We start from the raw sequence: 18,514 nt of genomic DNA on the forward strand, positions 1-18,514 counted from the left end.
TAACTTGATTCTACAAGAAAAGGGCTCCCTTTTTCTATTTATTCATTTACACAAACTATTTTACGCTCTCAAACTCCTATCCTTCTATATTTATTCCTATATTTTGGGTGATAAAATATATTTTATAACATTAGAATTTTAAACAAAAAGAGTTTTTTTGAAGTTCTTTTTTTGTCGTTTTGGATTAGTCTTTTCTTATCTTGATACTATACGTCATAATTCTGATTGAGATGTACAATCTACTTCTTTAAGATATTCCGTTCCAATATGTGCGGAGCATCTTAAGAGTATTGAACAACATTATACTTTATCCATGACTGAATGTATGACTTGCATTATTTGAATGAGAATAATTATTTGTTTCTATATCACTCATATCACTTATTTCAGTATCGTTAAATTCAGTATCATTAGTTCCCTTTTGGTGGGATTCCGGATTCCCTTCTGGTGGGATCCCTTGCTATCATTGGCTTCAACATCATTTTCTTCTTCTTAACAATACAAAATACTTAACATAACTCATTGTTACCTTTAGAACGCAAATAAGATATAAACACATTAGACTTATTGTCATAAGTCACTAATGCATGTGGATTTGTAGTCGCATTAAATCTGTTTTCGATGAAGCAAAAAAGGGTGGCTCGAGCCACTCTGAACCTTAAAGTCCAAAGTCAAAATCATATAGCTTATCATGATGTGTCATTGTATGGTTTTCTTCCATAATTGTATGCGATTATGGAAGAATTAATTAATATTTCGGTTCTGAAGTTTCTTCCCATTTAGGAAATGGAGGGTTCTTTTTCGGATCAATATTTAATAAAGAGAAAGGCTCATCAAGTTCAAAGGGTCGAGGAATTGGAACGACGTTTTACGATAATACCCGAAATGATTTGCTTCGCAAACTTGGATGTGTAGATGGGTCGGTGGTGCGTCATTCGCTTAAGGGCGCAGATATTCCGCAGGAAACACTGGATAAGCTTAGTGAACAAGCCAGTAAAAAATGGCCAGAACCATGGGTATCTGCCACACTACATGCCATCCACACACGTAATCTCCTCGGCATACCAATAAAGGAATACATGCCCGACAATCTGGTCAAGGAACGAATTGCTTTGATTGGCGACGCTGCCCATGTGCCGGCACCGATAACTGCCAGTGGATTTAACACATCACTGCAGGATGCTGTTGAATTAGGCAAGTGTGTTGCAAAAGGCGTAAAGGGGGATGCTGCAGTAAGAGCCCTGGCGAAATATGAGTCGCTTCGTTTGAATAAAGTACAGCGAATGGTTCAATCCGGAAAATCATTCAGCTACTCTTATGGACGTTCCTGATACTGATTTTATGTCTGAGGAGGCAGTCTACTGTTTATACAATGAACCGAAAGCACATAATTGATGGGGTTTTAACCGTACTCTTATTTTTAGAGTACGGTTTTTATCATTGGGCTCCTTTTTTACTATTAAATGGATATAGCTGAATGCTTTAAGGAAACGATCAATAAACCCGATATCAACCGTGGGAATCAAGTTATGACAGATAATCAATGTGGAGTAAATCCTTATACTAATTATGAGCGATTTGACGATAATCGCCATTCAGTTCAACAAGATTTGCCTAAGCTATGCCAGTATGAATTTCAAGAAATCATATTAGTAAAGTTTCCTTTGTTCAACAACTGAAGCAATTTCCCACAAGATTTACTGCATTTTAAAGTATGTAGGCCGACAATCTTTCGCGTCCTATTCCTTTTATGTACGCCAAACCAGAGACGCTGAAAACTTGAACAGCTAGTCTTATAAAATGAATATTATATTTCCATAAAAAAACGGGGCCTGCTCATCAGCAAACCCCGTTATATCAAGCATTATTTACTTTGGCTTACATCATGCCCGGCATGCCGCCGCCCATGCCGCCACCCATGTCTCCGCCGCCATTCTCTTCTGGAATGTCGGCCACTACCGCTTCAGTAGTCAGGAACATGGCAGCAACTGAACCTGCGTTCTGCAATGCGGAACGTGTTACTTTTGTCGGGTCGACGATACCTGCATCGATCATGTTGACCCATTCGTCGGTTGCAGCGTTGAATCCGATGCCGATTTCTTGAGTCTTGAGACGTTCAACGATGACTGAGCCTTCAAGGCCAGCGTTTTCGACGATTTGACGAATTGGTGCTTCGAGCGCCTTCAATACGATTTTGACGCCTGTATCCACATCGCCTTCGGCTTTAATTTCAGATACTTTATTGTAGATGTTGACCAGTGCTGTACCGCCACCAGCCACAATGCCTTCTTCAACTGCAGCGCGTGTGGAGTTAAGGGCATCTTCGATGCGGAGCTTACGTTCTTTCATTTCCGTTTCAGTGGCAGCACCTACTTTGATGACTGCTACACCACCGGATAGCTTAGCAAGACGCTCTTGAAGCTTCTCTTTGTCGAAGCTTGACGTTGTGTCTTCAATCTGAGACTTGATCTGACCGATGCGCGCTTCGATGTTATCTTTCTCACCGGCCCCTTCTACAATTGTCGTATTATCTTTGGTCACGTTGACTTTAGAAGCTGTACCAAGCATATCAACCGTTGCATCCTTCAAGTCCAGACCGAGATCTTCTGTGATGACTTCTGCACCAGTCAGTACGGCGATGTCTTCAAGCATTGCTTTACGACGGTCTCCGAAACCAGGTGCTTTGACTGCGATCGCAGTGAATGTGCCACGCAGCTTGTTGAGTACCATGTTCGCCATGGCATCGCCTTCTACATCATCAGCGATGATGAGGATCGGACGGGACTGCTGGACAATCTGTTCAAGCAATGGCAGAACATCCTGGAAGTTGGAGATCTTCTTGTCTGTCACAAGGATATAAGGGTTATCGAGATCTGCAATCATCTTCTCGGAATCCGTCACCATGTATGGAGATGTGTAGCCGCGGTCGAACTGCATCCCTTCAACAACTTCAAGTTCAGTTTTGAATCCACGGGATTCTTCGATTGTAATGACGCCGTCATTGCCGACTTTTTCCATCGCTTCTGAAATGTACTCGCCGACTTCCGGATCATCCGCAGAAATTGCGCCGACTTGTGCAATGGATTCTTTATCCTGTACTGGGCGGGAGATGTTCTTCAGTTCCTCTACCGCCACTTCGACTGCCTGGGAGATACCGGAACGGATACCAACCGGATTGGCTCCGCTTGTTACGTTCTTAAGACCTTCCTGGATCATTGCCTGGGCCAGGACTGTTGCCGTCGTCGTGCCGTCCCCAGCGATTTCATTCGTCTGGTTGGCCACTTCTGCAACAAGTTTCGCACCCATGTTTTCATAGGCGTCTTCAAGTTCTATCTCTTTTGCGATTGTTACGCCATCATTGGTGATGAGCGGGGATGTGAATGATTTGTCCAGAACGACATTACGTCCTTTTGGCCCCAATGTCACTTTTACAGCATTCGCCAGTTTGTCGACACCAGCGAGCATGGACTGTCTTGCATCTTCAGAGAATTTCAGTTCTTTAGCCATTACTTTTCATTCCTCCTGCATAGTTTCTTTATATGGATATTTCTTTAGTTCATTTCATTTTGATCAGTTGATGACAGCAAGGATATCGGATTCGGAAAGGATCAGATAATCTTTGCCTTCATGTTTCACTTCAGTACCTGCAAACTTGGAATACATCACACGGTCGCCTTCTTTTACTTCAGGCTCGACACGGTTGCCGTTATCCAGAACCAGACCAGGTCCAGCTGCTACGACTGTGCCCTCCTGTGGTTTCTCTTTGGCGGATTCCGTCAGAATGATGCCGCTTTTTGTAGTTTCTTCCTTTTGGGTCAAATCAACGATGACTCTGTTGCCTAATGGTTTTAACACGTAAAAGCCCTCCTTTGAAATAGTACAGATATTTTTAGCACTCGAGCATTCAAAGTGCCAACAATTAAATAATAATCAAAGTTGGTCAATAATGCAAGTATTTTCTCTTTGCTTTAACCATATTCCTTTTTATTGTAGAATAGCAGTATTGAAAAATGGAGGGCTTATCTTGAGAAAGCTATATAGTGCATTAATCATCGTCATATTCCTCGTCGTGCAATTTGCGGTTGTACCCGTATCAATGATCATGGCGTTCATCAATCCATCAATTACAGAAGAAGAACTGCTTAGCGGCGTACTCCCTTATCAGGTTGGGGCATTTGCCCTGGGAGTTGTGGCAGTCATTATTGTAGGAAGGCTCCACAGCAACAAAAACCGTATAGAGCGTGGCCCCCAATCAGATATACCTGTGACTTTCGCCTGGATCGTCGGAGGTGTGTTCCTGGCCTACGCCACCCAGATAATCGCCGGTCTCATCAACACCAATATACTCGGTAATCCAATGGAAAGTGAAAATACGATGGGCATTGTGGATATGATAGAAAATGCCCCCTACATGATTCTTGTTGTTGCTCTGTTTGGTCCCATCCTGGAAGAATACGTCTTCAGACGGGCCATATTCGCTGAAATCTACGAAGTGATTCCAGGACCGAGAATCGTCGGTTTTCTTGTAGCCGGCTTGCTCAGTGGTTTTGTATTCGCCATCGCCCATTGGGATTTCACCCATATACTGATCTATGTCGTCATGGCATACACATTCAGTTTCCTATATGTCATCAGTGGCAGATTGCTGGTCCCGATCATGGTCCATATGATCATGAACGGTATCGTCGTCATACTGCAGCTGACATTCAAGGATTATATAGAGCAGATTGAAGAAATGCGGAATGGCCTCAACATCATTTTCCCGCTTCTATTCTGAGAATGACACCCCGGACTTTAATGGTCCGGGGTGTTCGTATATTCCGAGGCATATGACATTCATCCCCATGCCTTTAAATTTTCAAATGTTTTTCTCAATCACCCGGTTTCGCATCGCTTCCGAGCCTTGCCTCACATGTTTCAATCACTTTTTTCAACGCAGTGATCCTCGCATATTTCTTATTGTTTCCCGGAATCACATGCCACGGGGCGAAAGCGATATGCGTTTTTCTGATCATGTCTTCCGACGCCTCGACATACTCATCCCATTTCTCCCTATTCCGCCAATCTTCATCGGTCAGCTTCCATTGCTTGGCCGGGTCATCCTCACGGCTCTCAAACCGTTCAAGCTGTTCATCCTTATCCAGCGACAGGAAGAATTTGATGATGATCGCGCCTGAATTGTACAGCGATTTCTCGAAAGCTTTGATTTCCTCGTAGGATTGCTGCCATTCTTGCGTTGAAGCCAGTCCTTCAATACGTTCCACCAGCACGCGGCCGTACCAACTCCGGTCATAGAAGGCTACATGGCCACTTCTCGGGAGTCCTGCAGCAAACCGCCACAGATAATGGTGACGCAGCTCCACATCAGTCGGTGCGCCGGTTGCATTGACTGTATAGCCGGTCGGATCCAGATGCTCGCGGATGCGTTTGATGTTTCCACCCTTGCCGGCGGCGTCCATCCCCTCATAGACGAGGATGAGCGGGACCTTTTCCTTGTAGAGCTGGAATTGGATTTCCCTCATCCTCGACTGCAGATCAGGGAGGATGGCTTTATAGTCTTTACGGCTGATCTTTTCATCCTCAAAATTAAAGTCAAAGAACTCTGCCTCATAATCTTCTGTAAAATCACCATCCACTACTTCCTCCTGTGTCTGGTCTTCTCTCTCCAGGCGTGCTTCAAGACGTTTGACCACTGTGGAGAACAAAGTATTGACTGCGCCTTCTTTGTCTTCGAAATCGATGACTTCCCATGGAGATCCGGTTGGCGTGTCCAAAAACTGATTCATCTCCTTAAGATAGTCTGTTTTATCCAGCTGCTCTTCAAATTCTTCAGCCTTCCATTTAAGTATCGGATTATCCTTCAGCTTTTGTATATGACGTGCCCTGACTGCTTCTGGGGCGTCGATATAGAGTTTGATGATTTCATAGCCACCATCTGTCAGCATCTGTTCGAAATTCTCCATATCCTGTCTGATGTCGGCATATTCCGTGCGAACATTTTCCTTGATGCCATACGATTTATAATTGATGTACTGGGCATACCAGCTTCTGAAGTGGATATTGATATCCCCGGATTTAGGCAGATGGTTCCAGAACCGCTGCAGGAAAGGGTATCTGAGATCGATGTCCCTGGGCGGGCGCGTGGCCATGAAGTTTGTATATTTTGCATCCAGTGCCATATATAAAGCATTTGCCAGCCGCGACTTCCCGGAAGCCGGAGGTCCTTCTATCACAATCATCAGCGGAATGCCCCGCTTCTTCGTTTCCCGCGTCAATTCCCCCAGGCGATTTTCCAGTGCTTCATCAAATCCTGCCATGCTATCTCTCCTTTCTGTTCGTTATAGATGTGTACCCTTAAATTCCATTATCTGAACATACAGAAGATAATGGAATTTATGTTACTATATCATTAGAAACTGATAAGGAGATGAACTGATGGTACAGACTTTTTCGGAATATGAATATAAAAGACCGGACATCAAACGAATAGCAGCAGAAGTTGACGCACTACTTGAAGAATTTAAGGAAAAGGACTCAGCAGACGCCCAAGCCAAGGTCATCGATCGTCTTAACACCTACTTCAATCACCTCTCCACGATGAGTAATCTGGCCCTTATCCGTTCTACAATAGATACAAGGGATGCCTTTTATGACAAGGAACGGAATTTCTTCGATGAATACGGGCCAACCATCCAGGAGATCGATTTCAAGTACTATCAGGCGCTCATGGACAGTCCTCATAGAAATGAATTGGAACAGCGTTATGGCACACAACTTTTCTCATTGGCTGAAAAAGCCGTCAAGGGATTCGACCCTAAGGTGAAGACACTCCTTCAGCAAGAGAATAAGCTTGATTCGGAATACTCCAGACTGCTCGCTTCAGCAGAAATCGAATTTGATGGAAAAGTCCTCAACCTATCCGAATTTGGCCCCTATGCCCAGCATACCGATCGTCAAATCCGTCGATCAGCCACTGAAGCGGTCCAGGGGTTCATGGGGACGCATCTGGATAAAATCGACCAGATCTATGACGAACTGGTCAAGACCCGCCATCAGATTGCGGTAGAGCTCGGCTACAAAAATTTCATTGAACTGGGTTACATCCGCATGAACCGCATCGATTATGACAGTGAGATGGTGCAGAACTTCAGAAATCAGGTTGCAGAACATGTTGTGCCACTCGTCACCAAACTTAAGGAAAGACAACGTAGGCGGATCGGCGTCGAGAAACTGAAGATATACGATGAATCATTCGATTTTACAACGGGCAATGCTGTGCCCAAAGGGGATACCGAAGATATCCTGCAGGCGGGCGAAAATATGTATCTTGAATTATCCGAGGAAACTGGTGAATTCTTTAAATTCATGAGGCAGCGCGAACTGTTTGATGTTGAGGCCAAAAAAGGAAAAGAAGGCGGCGGGTACTGCACTTTCATACCAGACTACTCCTCCCCTTTCATCTTCTCCAACTTCAACGGCACCCTTGATGATGTGACCGTTTTGACGCACGAAGCGGGTCATGCGTTCCAAAGCTATATGTCAAGCGGCTTCGAGGTGCCGGAGTATCAGTTCCCGACTCTTGAATCTGCAGAGATCCATTCCATGAGCATGGAGTATTTCACATATCCGTGGATGGAACAGTTCTTCAAGGAGGATACTGATAAATTCAAATACACGCACATGGCGGATAACATTTCTTTCCTGCCTTACGGAGTTGCCATAGATGAATTCCAGCACATCGTCTATGAGCATCCTGAACTGTCTCCAGCAGAACGGCGACAAGAATGGCAGAAACTCGAAGACAAGTATTTGCCGCATCGTGATTACGATGGCATAGAACCGCTTGCAAGTGGCGCTTTTTGGCATAAACAGGGGCATGTCTTCAGCGATCCGTTCTACTATATCGACTATACCCTTGCACAAGTCTGTGCCATGCAATTCTGGAAGCGTGCCAATGAGGATTTCGATGGCGCATGGAGCGACTACATCAACCTGTGCCGTCTCGGTGGCTCATTGCCGTTCAATGCACTGGTTGAAGAAGCAAATCTCATCTCGCCTTTTGAAGATGGTTGCCTACAATCGGTCGTTAAAGAAGCGGAAGGCTATCTCAATTCGATTGATGACAGTGCACTATAGATTGAAACGCCCATTTCTCATCGAAATGGGCGTTTCAATCTTTTTTTATGGACGTATGATGCAGACCATTTCTGCACATTCACTCTACTGCCAACTTCAACAATTTTGGTGTTCCAGCTTAGTCAGCTCTAAGGATTCTTGAGCACATCAGTTTGTTGACCCGTTCATCCAACAAGTTCAACTCTTCAACAGGAGCACCTGGGTGCAATGAAATACCTTCCAGTATATCACCATGGTCATAACGATAGAACTTAGGTGCCGAGGCAGTTCCTGTAATGTTTTGCTTGGCAGGAGCGCTTTCATCATACTGTTCTGTTTCTCTAGTACTGTCCTGGGGTGGGTTCTTCGGAGAAGGTGCATTGTCACCATCTCTCACCCCGCTTTGTACAGTCCCCTTCTCTTCGGCAGCAGGCATTCCGGCATCTTCAGATTCTTCTTCGTTCGAGGGTTCGGCTTTGGGTCTATCAGTTGACCCTTCTCTATTCTCCGCTACACCTCCAGTTGGTTCTGGAGCAGCTGGTTCCTCTGAAGTTGATTCTGGTTCTTCTATCATATATTCAGCATCTTCCACTATTGAATCAGCGATGGGCGGGGCTTCTCCTGTGGAAGGTTCAGATGTATCCGGTGTGTTTTCCCATATTTCTCCGCTCTCTTCTTCTGAAGAGGGAGCAGATTCCGCTTCTTTTTTGTCCTCTGCTGCACGCTTATGAATTGCTTCTTCCTGACTCTGTTCCGGCTCTGTCTGTATCAGTAGCCCTTCTTCAGGTTCGACGGCAGGTGTTTCCGGCGCTTGCACTGCATCTTCCTGATCAGGCGTGTCTTTTATCATATCTTCCTGCCCGGGGGCCTCTTCTGCAGATGGCGCTTCATGGCCTCCCTCCGCATCTTCATCTACTTGTTCTGCCTCCATGACAGCATTTGTATTAATGGCAAACAGGGTGGATATCATCAAAAGCGATGAAATGCCCAGCCTTATTGTTCTATCTATCAATTCAATGCCTCCAAACTGCCTCTACGTTCTTTGAACAATTAATGTCATAGACCGAGTATATTAGAAGAATGCATCGGCATCTATAAAAATGGAAGTTTGTTACACAACCTTAATAATGGCTGATTTATTTTAAAGATTATTGCAGATATGTTGCAGTCAGATGTCCGCTTGACATTTCAATTTCCCCATAATAAAAGCCCCTCAATGAGGGGCTAATGTGTGATATCATATGTCTTCATAATCGTTTCATAAGCCTTCGAACCCAGTTGGCGGCACGTATAGAAGAATAGCACATCACATATCGCAAGCTGTGCGATACGGCTCGTCATATTCATATACTGAATATTGTTCTCTTCCTCCGTAATCTCTATTGCCACATCTGAATTACGCTTAGCGATCGAGGCGTGGTTCTGGGTCAGTATGACTGTCTTGATGCCCAACTTTTTGGCGAGTTTGACCACTTCCACCACTTCCCGGGTCTTACCTGATAGAGTGATGAGGAATAGTACATCATCTTCAGTCGCATTCGATAAGCGGGTCATGCAGAAGTATTTATCCGTGGTGAAGAAAGCATTGATGTTTATGCGGTGGAGGTTCTGTTCGAACTCGGTACCGACGCTCGCTGCGTCGCCCACTCCGAATATGAAGGTATTGCGGGATTTTGCAAATAGTTCCGCCGCTTGCTTGATTGCATCGCGGTCCACTATCTTTTCGGTATTATAGAGTGCCTGGATGGTGTTTTTGAAAACTTTATCGAAAATCTCCCGATGGGTATCCTGCTCCAGATCGATCACTCTTGAAATATTCTCTTTCTCAAGTGTATGTAACTCTTTGGCAAGTTCCACTTTCAATTCCTTGATGCCTGCAAGACCAATCCGCTTTGAAAACCTGACGATGGCAGCATCACTCGTACTGCTGTTTTTAGCGATATCCTTGACTGGCATGTTGATGACTTTAGCTGGATTTTCCAGCATGAAATTAGCAATGCGCTGCTCCACAGGTGTCATGTATTCAAACCGTTTACGAATCTGACTTAATACCGAAAACATAGTTTTTCCCCTCTCGCCTACGTTGTTACTCCCAATGATAACAAAATAATCAAAATATTATAAGAAGAAATGAAAGTTTTTATCCTTCAATAATAAAATTTATTTCATGATGCGGAGCGAAGCGTTAACCACCATTGGTTGACTTTATATCATACCTTGCCATTTTGACATGGCACCCTCCTATTTCAGTGGAAAATTCCACTCCTGTAGACTCACTCGAGGGAAATATTCTCGCGCTCATCACCGCTTCTCCGTCATTGGCGAACACTTCTATGCTAGAGATGTCCATAAAAATATCAAGGTGCGATAACGGGGCATCGAGTTGGACTTTCCGGGTGGTCCCATCAACATTGCCGGGCAGTTTGCCGCTGAAGGTCCTGTCCAATGTCAAAACCTGCGATTCGCTGTCATAGATCAAGCTTGTATGTTCGCGCCTGCTTACCCGCAAATCGATGTGGATGCGGTTTGCGTTATTCTCGAGTATATCGAGGACCAATTCATAGCTGTGGCCATAGAAGTCTTTAATCTTTCTTGGATGATAATCGAAATAACCTTCAGCAGTCAGTTCGTTCATTCTATATTTGCGCAATCCGAAAAAAGGCTTCTGCATCACACGCGACCCTTGAACAGCCACCTCTCTAGGTATAGTCAAGCAATGGCCCCACTCTCCATCTGTTGGATAGTCCGTCTCCTCTGTGCCCATCCATCCGATCAACAGCCTTCTCCCTTCAAACATCACGGTTTTAGGAGCATAAAAGTCGAATCCGTGGTCCAGTTCATGGAATGCGCCATGTGTCATATGCAATGCATTAAAATCAATGTCCCCTACAAGGTAGCCCGATTGATAAATGTTCCAATAGCTGTTCTGATACTTATCCAGGCCTTTGACATTGAAGATTAATATATCTTTGTCACTCACCTTGAAGTATTCAGGGTGGGTCCACATGAAACCGAACTGATCAAGCTCTGTAGTCAAAGGCCCATCATACTGGAAGGCGGAGGGGCTGTCACCGCTGAAAAGGAGTATACGTCCAAACTCGTCTTCAGTACCGGATCCGAGCATCATGCGATACCTTTCCTTATGAAATACAAACGGCGCGTTCATTATCGGCAGATACCCCTTTGGCGTCCCTTTTATGATGGCTTCAGTTGCCTTGACTTCTTTCTGGGCGTCCAATACGGAACGATATTGAATGCATCTACCTGATTGTAGGCCAGTGTAGAAAAGATGTAGCCCATCTTGATTGTCGGCAACGATGGCAGACCCTGGTGAGTCGCCGTCCGAAAACATCTTTATGACGCCTTGGTCATCGAATGTCACCATATCGTTTGATGTGAGATGATACAGACATTTCGTTCGCTGACCATATACGGGCATCCATTCATAGAACAAATGATACCCCTCATCATCCGACACAAGGCCTGCAAGGCCATTCAAGGCCCCTGTAGGGGGTTGCACATGATAACGCTGTCGCCATTCATGCGACACGTTTTTTGGGACATGTGTATCAAGCTGTCCATCAGCCGATGGATGGCTGAACATCCTTCCATCTGAATCCAATGCCATCTCAAAAAACCTCCCAAATCTTAGTCCAATGATTCTTCAATTGCCTTTTGCTCTGCCTTTAAATGTCTACGGTAGCCGATTTTGGAAATATAGATGCTGATTTCGTATAAGACAATCATCGGGATCGTCAACATGATATGGGTCATCAAATCAGGTGGCGCAATCAAAGCTGCTACAACCAACAGGATGAAATAGGCATACTTTCTGTTCTTCTTCAAAAACATTGGAGTCAGCAGCCCCAGCTGAGTCAGGAAAAGTACCAGTATCGGCATTTGGAAAATCAGACCGAATGGCAGGACTGTCCTGAACAGGAAACCAAAATATTGATTGATGCCGATCGTCGTCTCTATTCCCATATCTTCTGACAGTTCAAAGGTGAATTGTATGATGTATGGTACAAGTATGAAGTAGCTGAAAGCCATGCCAAGAAGCATAAGCAGCATGACGATTGGAATGTAGGATAGCGTCAGCTTCCTCTCATTGCTGTAGAGCCCCGGCGATACAAAGGCCCATATCTGATACAGTATTACCGGGAGTACGATTACAAAACCGATGATCATGATGACCATCAGATATATTTTAAGCGGATCGGTCACTTGGAATGCGTGCATCTGTATGGATTCGGTCCACGGTGCTTCCTGAACCTGGTATATTAACGGTTTGGAAAGGAAAAACCCGACCAGCATTGCGCCTGCAAAAAAGTATATGACGATCATAAGCCGTTTGCGCAATTCATCAAGGTGCTCAGTGATTTCCTTCTTTTCCAATTCATTCATCGATTTTCCACCTCTTTAAAAAAAGGCGGCTTCCGCCACCTCAAGACCTTTATACTTCAGATTCGATTTTCTTCTGGGATTTCTTCTTCTCTTCTTCTTCGTCGTCGTCATCATCTGTAGCAAGGCCTTTTGTTGCATCTTTGAATTCCTTCAAAGTGGAGCCCATGGCTTTTCCGAATTGGGGCAGTTTCTTAGGTCCGAATATGATGAGCGCTACAACCGCAATTACAATCATACTCGTTGGCGTTACTACCATAAGTGTAGTCGGTATGAACATTTCGAGCACAGTATCCCTCCTAGATATGTTTCATATAAAAGAACAGTGCCTGCAATTCGACACTCAAATCTATATTGTGTACATAGATTCCATCGCTTACATCCAGCCTCATCGGTGTGAAATTAAGAATGCCTTTGATTCCGGCCGCTTCAAGACGTTCAGCCATCTCCTGGCTGACTTCCGCAGGCAATGTCAGAATCGCAACATCTATACCATGGTCTTCAGCCATCTTTTCAATTTCATCCGAGTGGTGGACTGTAGTATCATTGATTGTTGTTCCAACGATGCTACTGTTATTGTCAAATGCAGCAACTATGTTCATTCTATCATTTATGTTGCTGAATTTATAGTTCAATAATGCACTACCCAAGTTACCTGCACCGATGATGGCCACATTCCGCTTCTGGTTACCCTGGATATGTTCCATAAAGAATTTCAACAGGCTCTTGACGTTATATCCGTAACCTTTTCGGCCAAGTTCACCGAAATAGGAGAAATCACGCCGAATTGTTGCAGAATCTATATCCAGTGCTTCACTGATTTCCCGCGAAGAAACCCGATCTACCCCTGATTTTTCGGAGTTTTTGAAGAATCTATAATACAGGGGCAAGCGCTTCATCGTTGCATTCGGGATTTTCTTTTTGTTATTCAAATCTCGTACACCTCTTCTATTGCACTTTGTTGATATATTATATCATAATTGCACGCCTATGGTGCCATAAGAGTCACCTGATTTCATCGTTTTTTTACGTTATATATTGTAAACTTGAGGAAAGTGAGGGATTTATGATGATAGTGATGCAATTAGGAAACGTAAAAAAATCTTTCGGTACAGATATGATTTTTGAAAATATGAATCTGGAAATTAAAACAGGACAGACAATCGGCATTGTCGGTAAGAACGGTGCCGGAAAAACGACTTTGATGAAGATGATGGCCGGTGAGATGAGTATTGATGAAGGCCAGATCACCAGTCCTAAAGGCATTTCAATAGGTTATCTGACACAACAGATGACACTCGAGTCCACTCATAATGTCAGAGAGGAAATGCTGCGCCCTTTCTCGAGACTGCTCGAGACGGGAAAGGAAATGGAAAGGATTGCCGAATGGCTTGCTGTACATGACTATGATGATGCAGACTATCAAGCCCAACTCGATAGATACGAGAAAGTGCAGAATATCTTCGAAGCTGAAGGCGGATATACGATAGATTCAGAAGTAAAGACAGTTCTGACCGGTCTCGGGTTCGCGCCTGAGGACCTCTATCGGAGCGTAGAAGCTTTCTCCGGCGGCCAGAAGACACGCCTTGCGCTCGGACAGATGCTCCTTTCCAAGCCTGATCTGCTCCTTCTTGATGAGCCGACCAACCACTTGGATATGGATACCGTCGCATGGCTCGAGCAGTATCTTAACAGCTTCCCAGGCGCCATAGCCATAATCAGCCATGATCGCTACTTCTTAGACCGTACAGTCGACAAGATATATGAAGTCGAGATGCATAGGGGCACACTTTACCACACCGACTACTCAGGTTATGTAAAGGAAAAGGCAAAAAACCATGCACTGCAGATGAAGGCCTTTGAACACCAGCAGAAGGAGATTAAAGAGCTTGAAACGTTTGTAGAGAAAAACATTGCCCGTGCTTCGACAAGCAATATGGCGAAGAGCCGCCGGAAGAAGCTAGAGAGCATGGAACGTATAAACATGCCTAGAATGGACACGAAAAGTGCAGACTTCTCATTCGACATCAGACGGGAAAGTGGCAATGATGTGCTCAGGATCAAAAATCTCGCCATCGGTTATGAAGAGACTTTGAATAGTCACATCAATCTGAACATCGATAAAGGCGACCGTCTCGCAATCATTGGCCCAAATGGCATCGGAAAATCAACCCTAGTCAAGACGATCGCCAAAAAATTATCACGGCATGATGGGGAAATCATCTACGGAGCCAACGTATCGATCGGTTATTATGACCAGAAGCAGGCAGAATTCACTTCCGGGAGAAGCGTTCTTGAAGAATTATGGCATGAATACCCAAACATGAACGAAAGTGATGTCCGCAAAGTGTTGGGGCGTTTCCTGTTCACCCAAGATGAGGTCATGAAACAAATCAATGATTTGAGTGGCGGGGAAAAGGCCCGCATCCAGTTGGCGAAATTGATGCTTGAAAAAAATAATCTGCTCATACTTGATGAGCCAACGAACCACTTGGATATCGACAGCAAGGAAGTCTTGGAGCAGTCGCTGCAGAATTTCCCCGGCACCCTACTATTTGTTTCGCATGATCGCTATTTCATCAACCGCATTGCCAATAAAATCGTAGAAATGGGCGATCAGCACACCGAGATATATAACGGAGACTACAGTTATTATCAGCATAAAAAAGAAGAACGGGCGGCAATGCAGATAAAAATCGAACAAGAAGAGAATGAGGTAAAGCACACTAACAGTTATGAAGCGCACAAGCAAAAGCGTAATGAAATTCAAAAAACAAAAAAAAGTATCACTAAAACCGAAAAAGAAATACAAGAGAAAGAAGCTGAAATTGAATCCATTGAAGAGACCCTTGCCTTGCCAGAGGTTTATGGAGATTATGAGAAAGCAGCGGAGTTCAACAAGCAATTGATTGACTCTGAAGCAGCACTCGAGCGCCTTATGGAAGAATGGGCCTCATTGTCGGAAACATTGGAAGCAATGGAATGATGAACGTATGTTCGTCATTCCCCACCTTTATCCATAAGCGATTTACCCACGATATTGTACACACCCTAAATGCTGTTATACCAGTTACTCCACATAGTTATCCACAGTGTTGATAACTATTAGGGACTACTTAACCACAGATATACCCACAATTATATGCTTGATATTAGCAGATAAACCATTTTCATCAACAAGTTATCCACAGCCGTGGATAAAACAAACGTTCCGTATTGACAAACTATACTACCAGAAAAAATGCCTATATGGATGTCCATCCATATAGGCATTTCTACATTGTATATTCTTCTATATCGATCGTATTGCGCCCATTTAGCTCTAATGTTCCGAAAGCACCCTTTTTATAGAGGTGATAGGCTACAGCGCCAATCATCGCTGCATTATCTGTACAGTACTTTAACTGTGGCACACTTAATTTTATACCTTCATCTTGGCATTTCTCTTCAAAACGCGCGCGCAGACCACTATTGGCTGCGACGCCACCAGCTACTATCAAATTTTCTACTCCATAATCCTTTACTGCCCTCAAAGTTTTAACAGTCAGCACTTCTACAACACTTTCCTGAAAACTTTTTGCTACATCCGCTGCATTCACTTCCTGGCCCTTCTGCCTCTGGTTATGAAGTGTGTTGATGACGGACGATTTCACGCCGCTGAAACTAAAATCATAACTCCCTGGCTCAAGATAAGCCCGTGGAAATTCATAGATATCATGTCCTTCTTTACTGAGCCGGTCGACATGTGGTCCGCCGGGATAGGGCAAGCCTATGACCCGCGCAACTTTATCGTAGGCTTCCCCCACTGCATCATCACGCGTTTCACCGATGACCTCAAAGGACAGATGATCTTTCATGTAGATCAGTTCTGTATGCCCTCCTGAAACGATGAGCGCCATTAGCGGAAAGCGCAGTTCTTCATCCAACTGGTTGGCGTACACATGCCCTGCAATATGATGGACAGGAATAAGCGGTAGACCATGGGCAAAACTAAATGCTTTAGCTGCGTTGATACCTATCAGCAGTGCCCCTATCAACCCTGGCCCTTCCGTAACTGCAACGGCAGATAGATCTGCAGGTGTCATCCGTGCTGCTTCAAGTGCTTCTTCAATTACTACCGTAATGGTTTCCACATGGTGTCTGGAAGCCACCTCGGGCACCACACCCCCAAACCTTTTATGGCTGTCGATTTGACTGACTACTATATTGGATAGCACTTCATTGCCGTTTCTTATCACACTGCACGCTGTTTCATCACAGCTTGTTTCGATACTTAAGATGACTATATCTTCATTCATTCAAATTCACCCACATCACGTGGGCATCCTTGCCTGGACCATAATAGTCCTTCCGGATGCCTCCATATTTGAAACCTTCATTCTCATATAAGGTCATTGCCCGTTCATTATCCACGCTCACTTCGAGCGATAGGATTTCAGCGGATTTTTTTGCATACGCTTTAGCATGCTGCAAAAGGGCTTTGCCATAACCATGGCCCCGCATTCCTCTATCGATGGCGATTGTAGTGATCTGACTCTGATCAATGATGATCCAAGTCCCGCAATAACCTACTATTTCCCCATAATGTTCGATGACGAAATATGTAGCGAATTCATTTGCCGTCAATTCACGCCTGAAAGCCTCGATACTCCAGGATGTGTTGGGAAATGAGGCACATTCTATGCTGTACACATCTTCTACGTCTTCTAGCGTCATCTGTCTTATGATTGCTGTTGATTTATCCAATTTTTCTCAGCCTCCGATATTTTGAGGTATTCGGGAACCATCTCATGAATGTTTTCTCTTCTGAGAATTTCAGGATACTGTTCGACTGTGGTGATGCGCGGTACAGCATGTATATACTTAGGTAAATTTTCAGTGAAAGCTTCACTTCCATCAGCCAGTAAACAAACTTCTTCATGCTTTTCCATTTCTTCATAAACAGTCTTCAAAGATTTATATCCTGCTGCCTCCACCTCTTCAAAATGTTCAGATACATGATACAGTCCGCTGTAGACATTTCCCCGCCTTCCATCGAACATCGGAAGAACATTGCCCTTAGCGCCGCTGGAGGCAGCTATGACAGCGAGGGAAGAGACGGAATACAACTCTACTCCGAGAGCCTGGGCCAATGTTTTCGCGATGGTCACGCCAATTCTTACCCCAGTATAGGAGCCTGGCCCCCGTGCCACTACAATACGGTCGATATCATTGCGTCTATAGCCTGAAGATTCAAGCAAATGATTGATATGTACCATAATTGTTGCTGAATGTGTTTTTCTTACCGTCGTGTTTATTTCAGCGACCATACGCCCATCTTCATTAATGGCCACAGATAAAGGTCTATTTGAGGTATCAATCATTAGCGTAATCATCTTCAAGGTCCTCCAATAGTTTAATGTAATGCTCTCCGCATGCTTTAAAGTGATAACGGCGATCATCTTCACTGACGTATTCAATGTTAATGTCCAGATACTCAGGTGGCAGAAAATCTTGAATGAACTCAGGCCATTCGATGATCGCAACATCTTCACCATTGAAGTATTCATCGAACCCCATATCTTCATCACTGCCTTCGAGTCGATAACAATCCATGTGATGCACTGTGAGTTTTCCCTGATAGCTTTTTATGATATTGAAAGTCGGAGAACTCATTCTGCGCTTCACACCTAAATACATCCCCACGAACTGGGTGAAAGTGGTTTTTCCAGCACCGAGGTCACCGGAGAGGAGAATGACAGTTCCTTCTTTTATATATTTCGTCAAAGATTTAGCCAGTTTTTCAGTTTCAGTTAGACCAGTGACTTCAATGCTGAATTCCATGCTTCAACCATCTTCCTTTCTACTTAATCATATCCTTTTTATACAAAAAAAGAGACCTATATAGGTCTCAATGCGGCTCATCGCATCCATAATGTAATTATGTACATACTGCCCGGCGGCGTCCTACTCTCACGGGACGTCAGTCCAACTACCATCGGCGCTGGAGAGCTTAACT

Annotated in this window: 17 protein-coding genes; 4 read left to right on the forward strand and 13 right to left on the reverse strand. The window is 44.3% G+C overall.

Annotated features, from left to right (window positions below):
• The first annotated feature begins 926 nt into the window (after positions 1-926).
• Positions 927-1,331 (forward strand): FAD-dependent oxidoreductase, encoded by a 405-nt coding sequence (locus ACFFLE_RS07210; protein WP_380570466.1) that lies wholly within the window; start codon positions 927-929, stop codon positions 1,329-1,331.
• A gap of 547 nt (positions 1,332-1,878) precedes the next feature.
• Here the strand turns inward: ACFFLE_RS07210 and groL are convergent.
• The gene (gene groL / locus ACFFLE_RS07215; protein WP_380570467.1) at positions 1,879-3,507 is read right to left on the reverse strand and encodes a chaperonin GroEL; all 1,629 of its coding nucleotides are present in this window, start codon (positions 3,505-3,507) and stop codon (positions 1,879-1,881) included.
• A 63-nt stretch (positions 3,508-3,570) separates the two neighbouring features.
• Positions 3,571-3,855 (reverse strand): co-chaperone GroES, encoded by a 285-nt coding sequence (groES, locus tag ACFFLE_RS07220; protein ID WP_344704083.1) that lies wholly within the window; start codon positions 3,853-3,855, stop codon positions 3,571-3,573.
• A gap of 169 nt (positions 3,856-4,024) precedes the next feature.
• Between groES and ACFFLE_RS07225 the strand changes: the two genes are divergently transcribed.
• Complete coding sequence (locus tag ACFFLE_RS07225) at positions 4,025-4,777, forward strand: CPBP family intramembrane glutamic endopeptidase (RefSeq protein WP_380570468.1); 753 nt, start codon at positions 4,025-4,027, stop codon at positions 4,775-4,777.
• Positions 4,778-4,871: 94 nt separating this feature from the next.
• On the opposite strand, the gene ACFFLE_RS07230 is transcribed toward ACFFLE_RS07225, so the two are convergent.
• Positions 4,872-6,317, reverse strand: coding sequence for a phosphate--AMP phosphotransferase (locus ACFFLE_RS07230; protein WP_380570469.1), 1,446 nt, complete (start codon positions 6,315-6,317; stop codon positions 4,872-4,874).
• Between the two features lie 118 nt (positions 6,318-6,435).
• Here ACFFLE_RS07230 and ACFFLE_RS07235 point away from each other — a divergent pair, with 118 nt between their 5' ends.
• Complete coding sequence (locus tag ACFFLE_RS07235; RefSeq protein WP_380570470.1) at positions 6,436-8,136, forward strand: M3 family oligoendopeptidase; 1,701 nt, start codon at positions 6,436-6,438, stop codon at positions 8,134-8,136.
• 118 nt (positions 8,137-8,254) lie between these two features.
• Here ACFFLE_RS07235 and ACFFLE_RS07240 read toward each other — a convergent pair whose 3' ends face one another.
• The 6 genes from ACFFLE_RS07240 to ACFFLE_RS07265 form a co-directional block, all read right to left on the reverse strand.
• Positions 8,255-9,127: a hypothetical protein gene (locus tag ACFFLE_RS07240; RefSeq protein WP_380570471.1), complete on the reverse strand. Its 873-nt coding sequence runs from the start codon at positions 9,125-9,127 to the stop codon at positions 8,255-8,257.
• Positions 9,128-9,339: 212 nt separating this feature from the next.
• Positions 9,340-10,176: a MurR/RpiR family transcriptional regulator gene (locus ACFFLE_RS07245; RefSeq protein ID WP_380570472.1), complete on the reverse strand. Its 837-nt coding sequence runs from the start codon at positions 10,174-10,176 to the stop codon at positions 9,340-9,342.
• A gap of 124 nt (positions 10,177-10,300) precedes the next feature.
• Positions 10,301-11,743 (reverse strand): glycoside hydrolase family 32 protein, encoded by a 1,443-nt coding sequence (locus ACFFLE_RS07250; protein WP_380570473.1) that lies wholly within the window; start codon positions 11,741-11,743, stop codon positions 10,301-10,303.
• A 20-nt stretch (positions 11,744-11,763) separates the two neighbouring features.
• The gene (tatC, locus tag ACFFLE_RS07255) at positions 11,764-12,519 is read right to left on the reverse strand and encodes a twin-arginine translocase subunit TatC (RefSeq protein ID WP_380570474.1); all 756 of its coding nucleotides are present in this window, start codon (positions 12,517-12,519) and stop codon (positions 11,764-11,766) included.
• A 49-nt stretch (positions 12,520-12,568) separates the two neighbouring features.
• The gene (locus ACFFLE_RS07260) at positions 12,569-12,796 is read right to left on the reverse strand and encodes a twin-arginine translocase TatA/TatE family subunit (protein WP_380570479.1); all 228 of its coding nucleotides are present in this window, start codon (positions 12,794-12,796) and stop codon (positions 12,569-12,571) included.
• 19 nt (positions 12,797-12,815) lie between these two features.
• Positions 12,816-13,448: a redox-sensing transcriptional repressor Rex gene (locus tag ACFFLE_RS07265; protein WP_380570475.1), complete on the reverse strand. Its 633-nt coding sequence runs from the start codon at positions 13,446-13,448 to the stop codon at positions 12,816-12,818.
• Between the two features lie 134 nt (positions 13,449-13,582).
• Here ACFFLE_RS07265 and ACFFLE_RS07270 point away from each other — a divergent pair, with 134 nt between their 5' ends.
• The gene (locus ACFFLE_RS07270) at positions 13,583-15,502 is read left to right on the forward strand and encodes an ABC-F family ATP-binding cassette domain-containing protein (protein WP_446692556.1); all 1,920 of its coding nucleotides are present in this window, start codon (positions 13,583-13,585) and stop codon (positions 15,500-15,502) included.
• A gap of 289 nt (positions 15,503-15,791) precedes the next feature.
• Here the strand turns inward: ACFFLE_RS07270 and tsaD are convergent, their stop codons facing one another.
• From tsaD to tsaE, 4 genes are read right to left on the reverse strand one after another with little or no spacing between them, the layout of a single operon-like run.
• Positions 15,792-16,814 carry a tRNA (adenosine(37)-N6)-threonylcarbamoyltransferase complex transferase subunit TsaD gene (gene tsaD / locus ACFFLE_RS07275; RefSeq protein WP_380570476.1) on the reverse strand — a complete coding sequence of 341 codons (1,023 nt, stop codon included), beginning with the start codon at positions 16,812-16,814 and terminating at the stop codon, positions 15,792-15,794.
• Positions 16,807-17,232, reverse strand: a complete 426-nt coding sequence (gene rimI / locus ACFFLE_RS07280) for a ribosomal protein S18-alanine N-acetyltransferase (protein ID WP_380570481.1) — start codon at positions 17,230-17,232, stop codon at positions 16,807-16,809. Before rimI ends, tsaD begins: the two co-directional genes overlap by 8 nt.
• A 5-nt stretch (positions 17,233-17,237) precedes the next feature.
• Positions 17,238-17,891 (reverse strand): tRNA (adenosine(37)-N6)-threonylcarbamoyltransferase complex dimerization subunit type 1 TsaB, encoded by a 654-nt coding sequence (gene tsaB / locus ACFFLE_RS07285; RefSeq protein ID WP_380570477.1) that lies wholly within the window; start codon positions 17,889-17,891, stop codon positions 17,238-17,240.
• Positions 17,872-18,339: a tRNA (adenosine(37)-N6)-threonylcarbamoyltransferase complex ATPase subunit type 1 TsaE gene (gene tsaE, locus ACFFLE_RS07290; protein ID WP_380570478.1), complete on the reverse strand. Its 468-nt coding sequence runs from the start codon at positions 18,337-18,339 to the stop codon at positions 17,872-17,874. The genes tsaB and tsaE overlap by 20 nt, the downstream gene beginning before the upstream one ends.
• Positions 18,340-18,514: the final 175 nt, after the last annotated feature.

Origin of the sequence: Salinicoccus siamensis (genome assembly GCF_042429615.1) — a bacterium.
Taxonomy (GTDB): Bacteria; Bacillota; Bacilli; order Staphylococcales; family Salinicoccaceae; genus Salinicoccus; species Salinicoccus siamensis.

Bases quoted from the DNA above. Each gene is read 5' to 3' on its own strand.
- ACFFLE_RS07260 (WP_380570479.1), bottom strand. From the start codon at position 12,796: ATGTTCATACCGACTACACTTATGGTAGTAACGCCAACGAGTATGATT.
- ACFFLE_RS07235 (WP_380570470.1), top strand. From the start codon at position 6,436: ATGGTACAGACTTTTTCGGAATATGAATATAAAAGACCGGACATCAAA.
- ACFFLE_RS07245 (WP_380570472.1), bottom strand. From the start codon at position 10,176: ATGTTTTCGGTATTAAGTCAGATTCGTAAACGGTTTGAATACATGACA.
- ACFFLE_RS07270 (WP_446692556.1), top strand. From the start codon at position 13,583: ATGATGATAGTGATGCAATTAGGAAACGTAAAAAAATCTTTCGGTACA.
- tsaD (WP_380570476.1), bottom strand. From the start codon at position 16,814: ATGAATGAAGATATAGTCATCTTAAGTATCGAAACAAGCTGTGATGAA.
- tsaB (WP_380570477.1), bottom strand. From the start codon at position 17,891: ATGATTACGCTAATGATTGATACCTCAAATAGACCTTTATCTGTGGCC.
- tatC (WP_380570474.1), bottom strand. From the start codon at position 12,519: ATGAATGAATTGGAAAAGAAGGAAATCACTGAGCACCTTGATGAATTG.
- ACFFLE_RS07250 (WP_380570473.1), bottom strand. From the start codon at position 11,743: ATGGCATTGGATTCAGATGGAAGGATGTTCAGCCATCCATCGGCTGAT.
- tsaE (WP_380570478.1), bottom strand. From the start codon at position 18,339: ATGGAATTCAGCATTGAAGTCACTGGTCTAACTGAAACTGAAAAACTG.
- groL (WP_380570467.1), bottom strand. From the start codon at position 3,507: ATGGCTAAAGAACTGAAATTCTCTGAAGATGCAAGACAGTCCATGCTC.
- rimI (WP_380570481.1), bottom strand. From the start codon at position 17,232: ATGACGCTAGAAGACGTAGAAGATGTGTACAGCATAGAATGTGCCTCA.
- ACFFLE_RS07230 (WP_380570469.1), bottom strand. From the start codon at position 6,317: ATGGCAGGATTTGATGAAGCACTGGAAAATCGCCTGGGGGAATTGACG.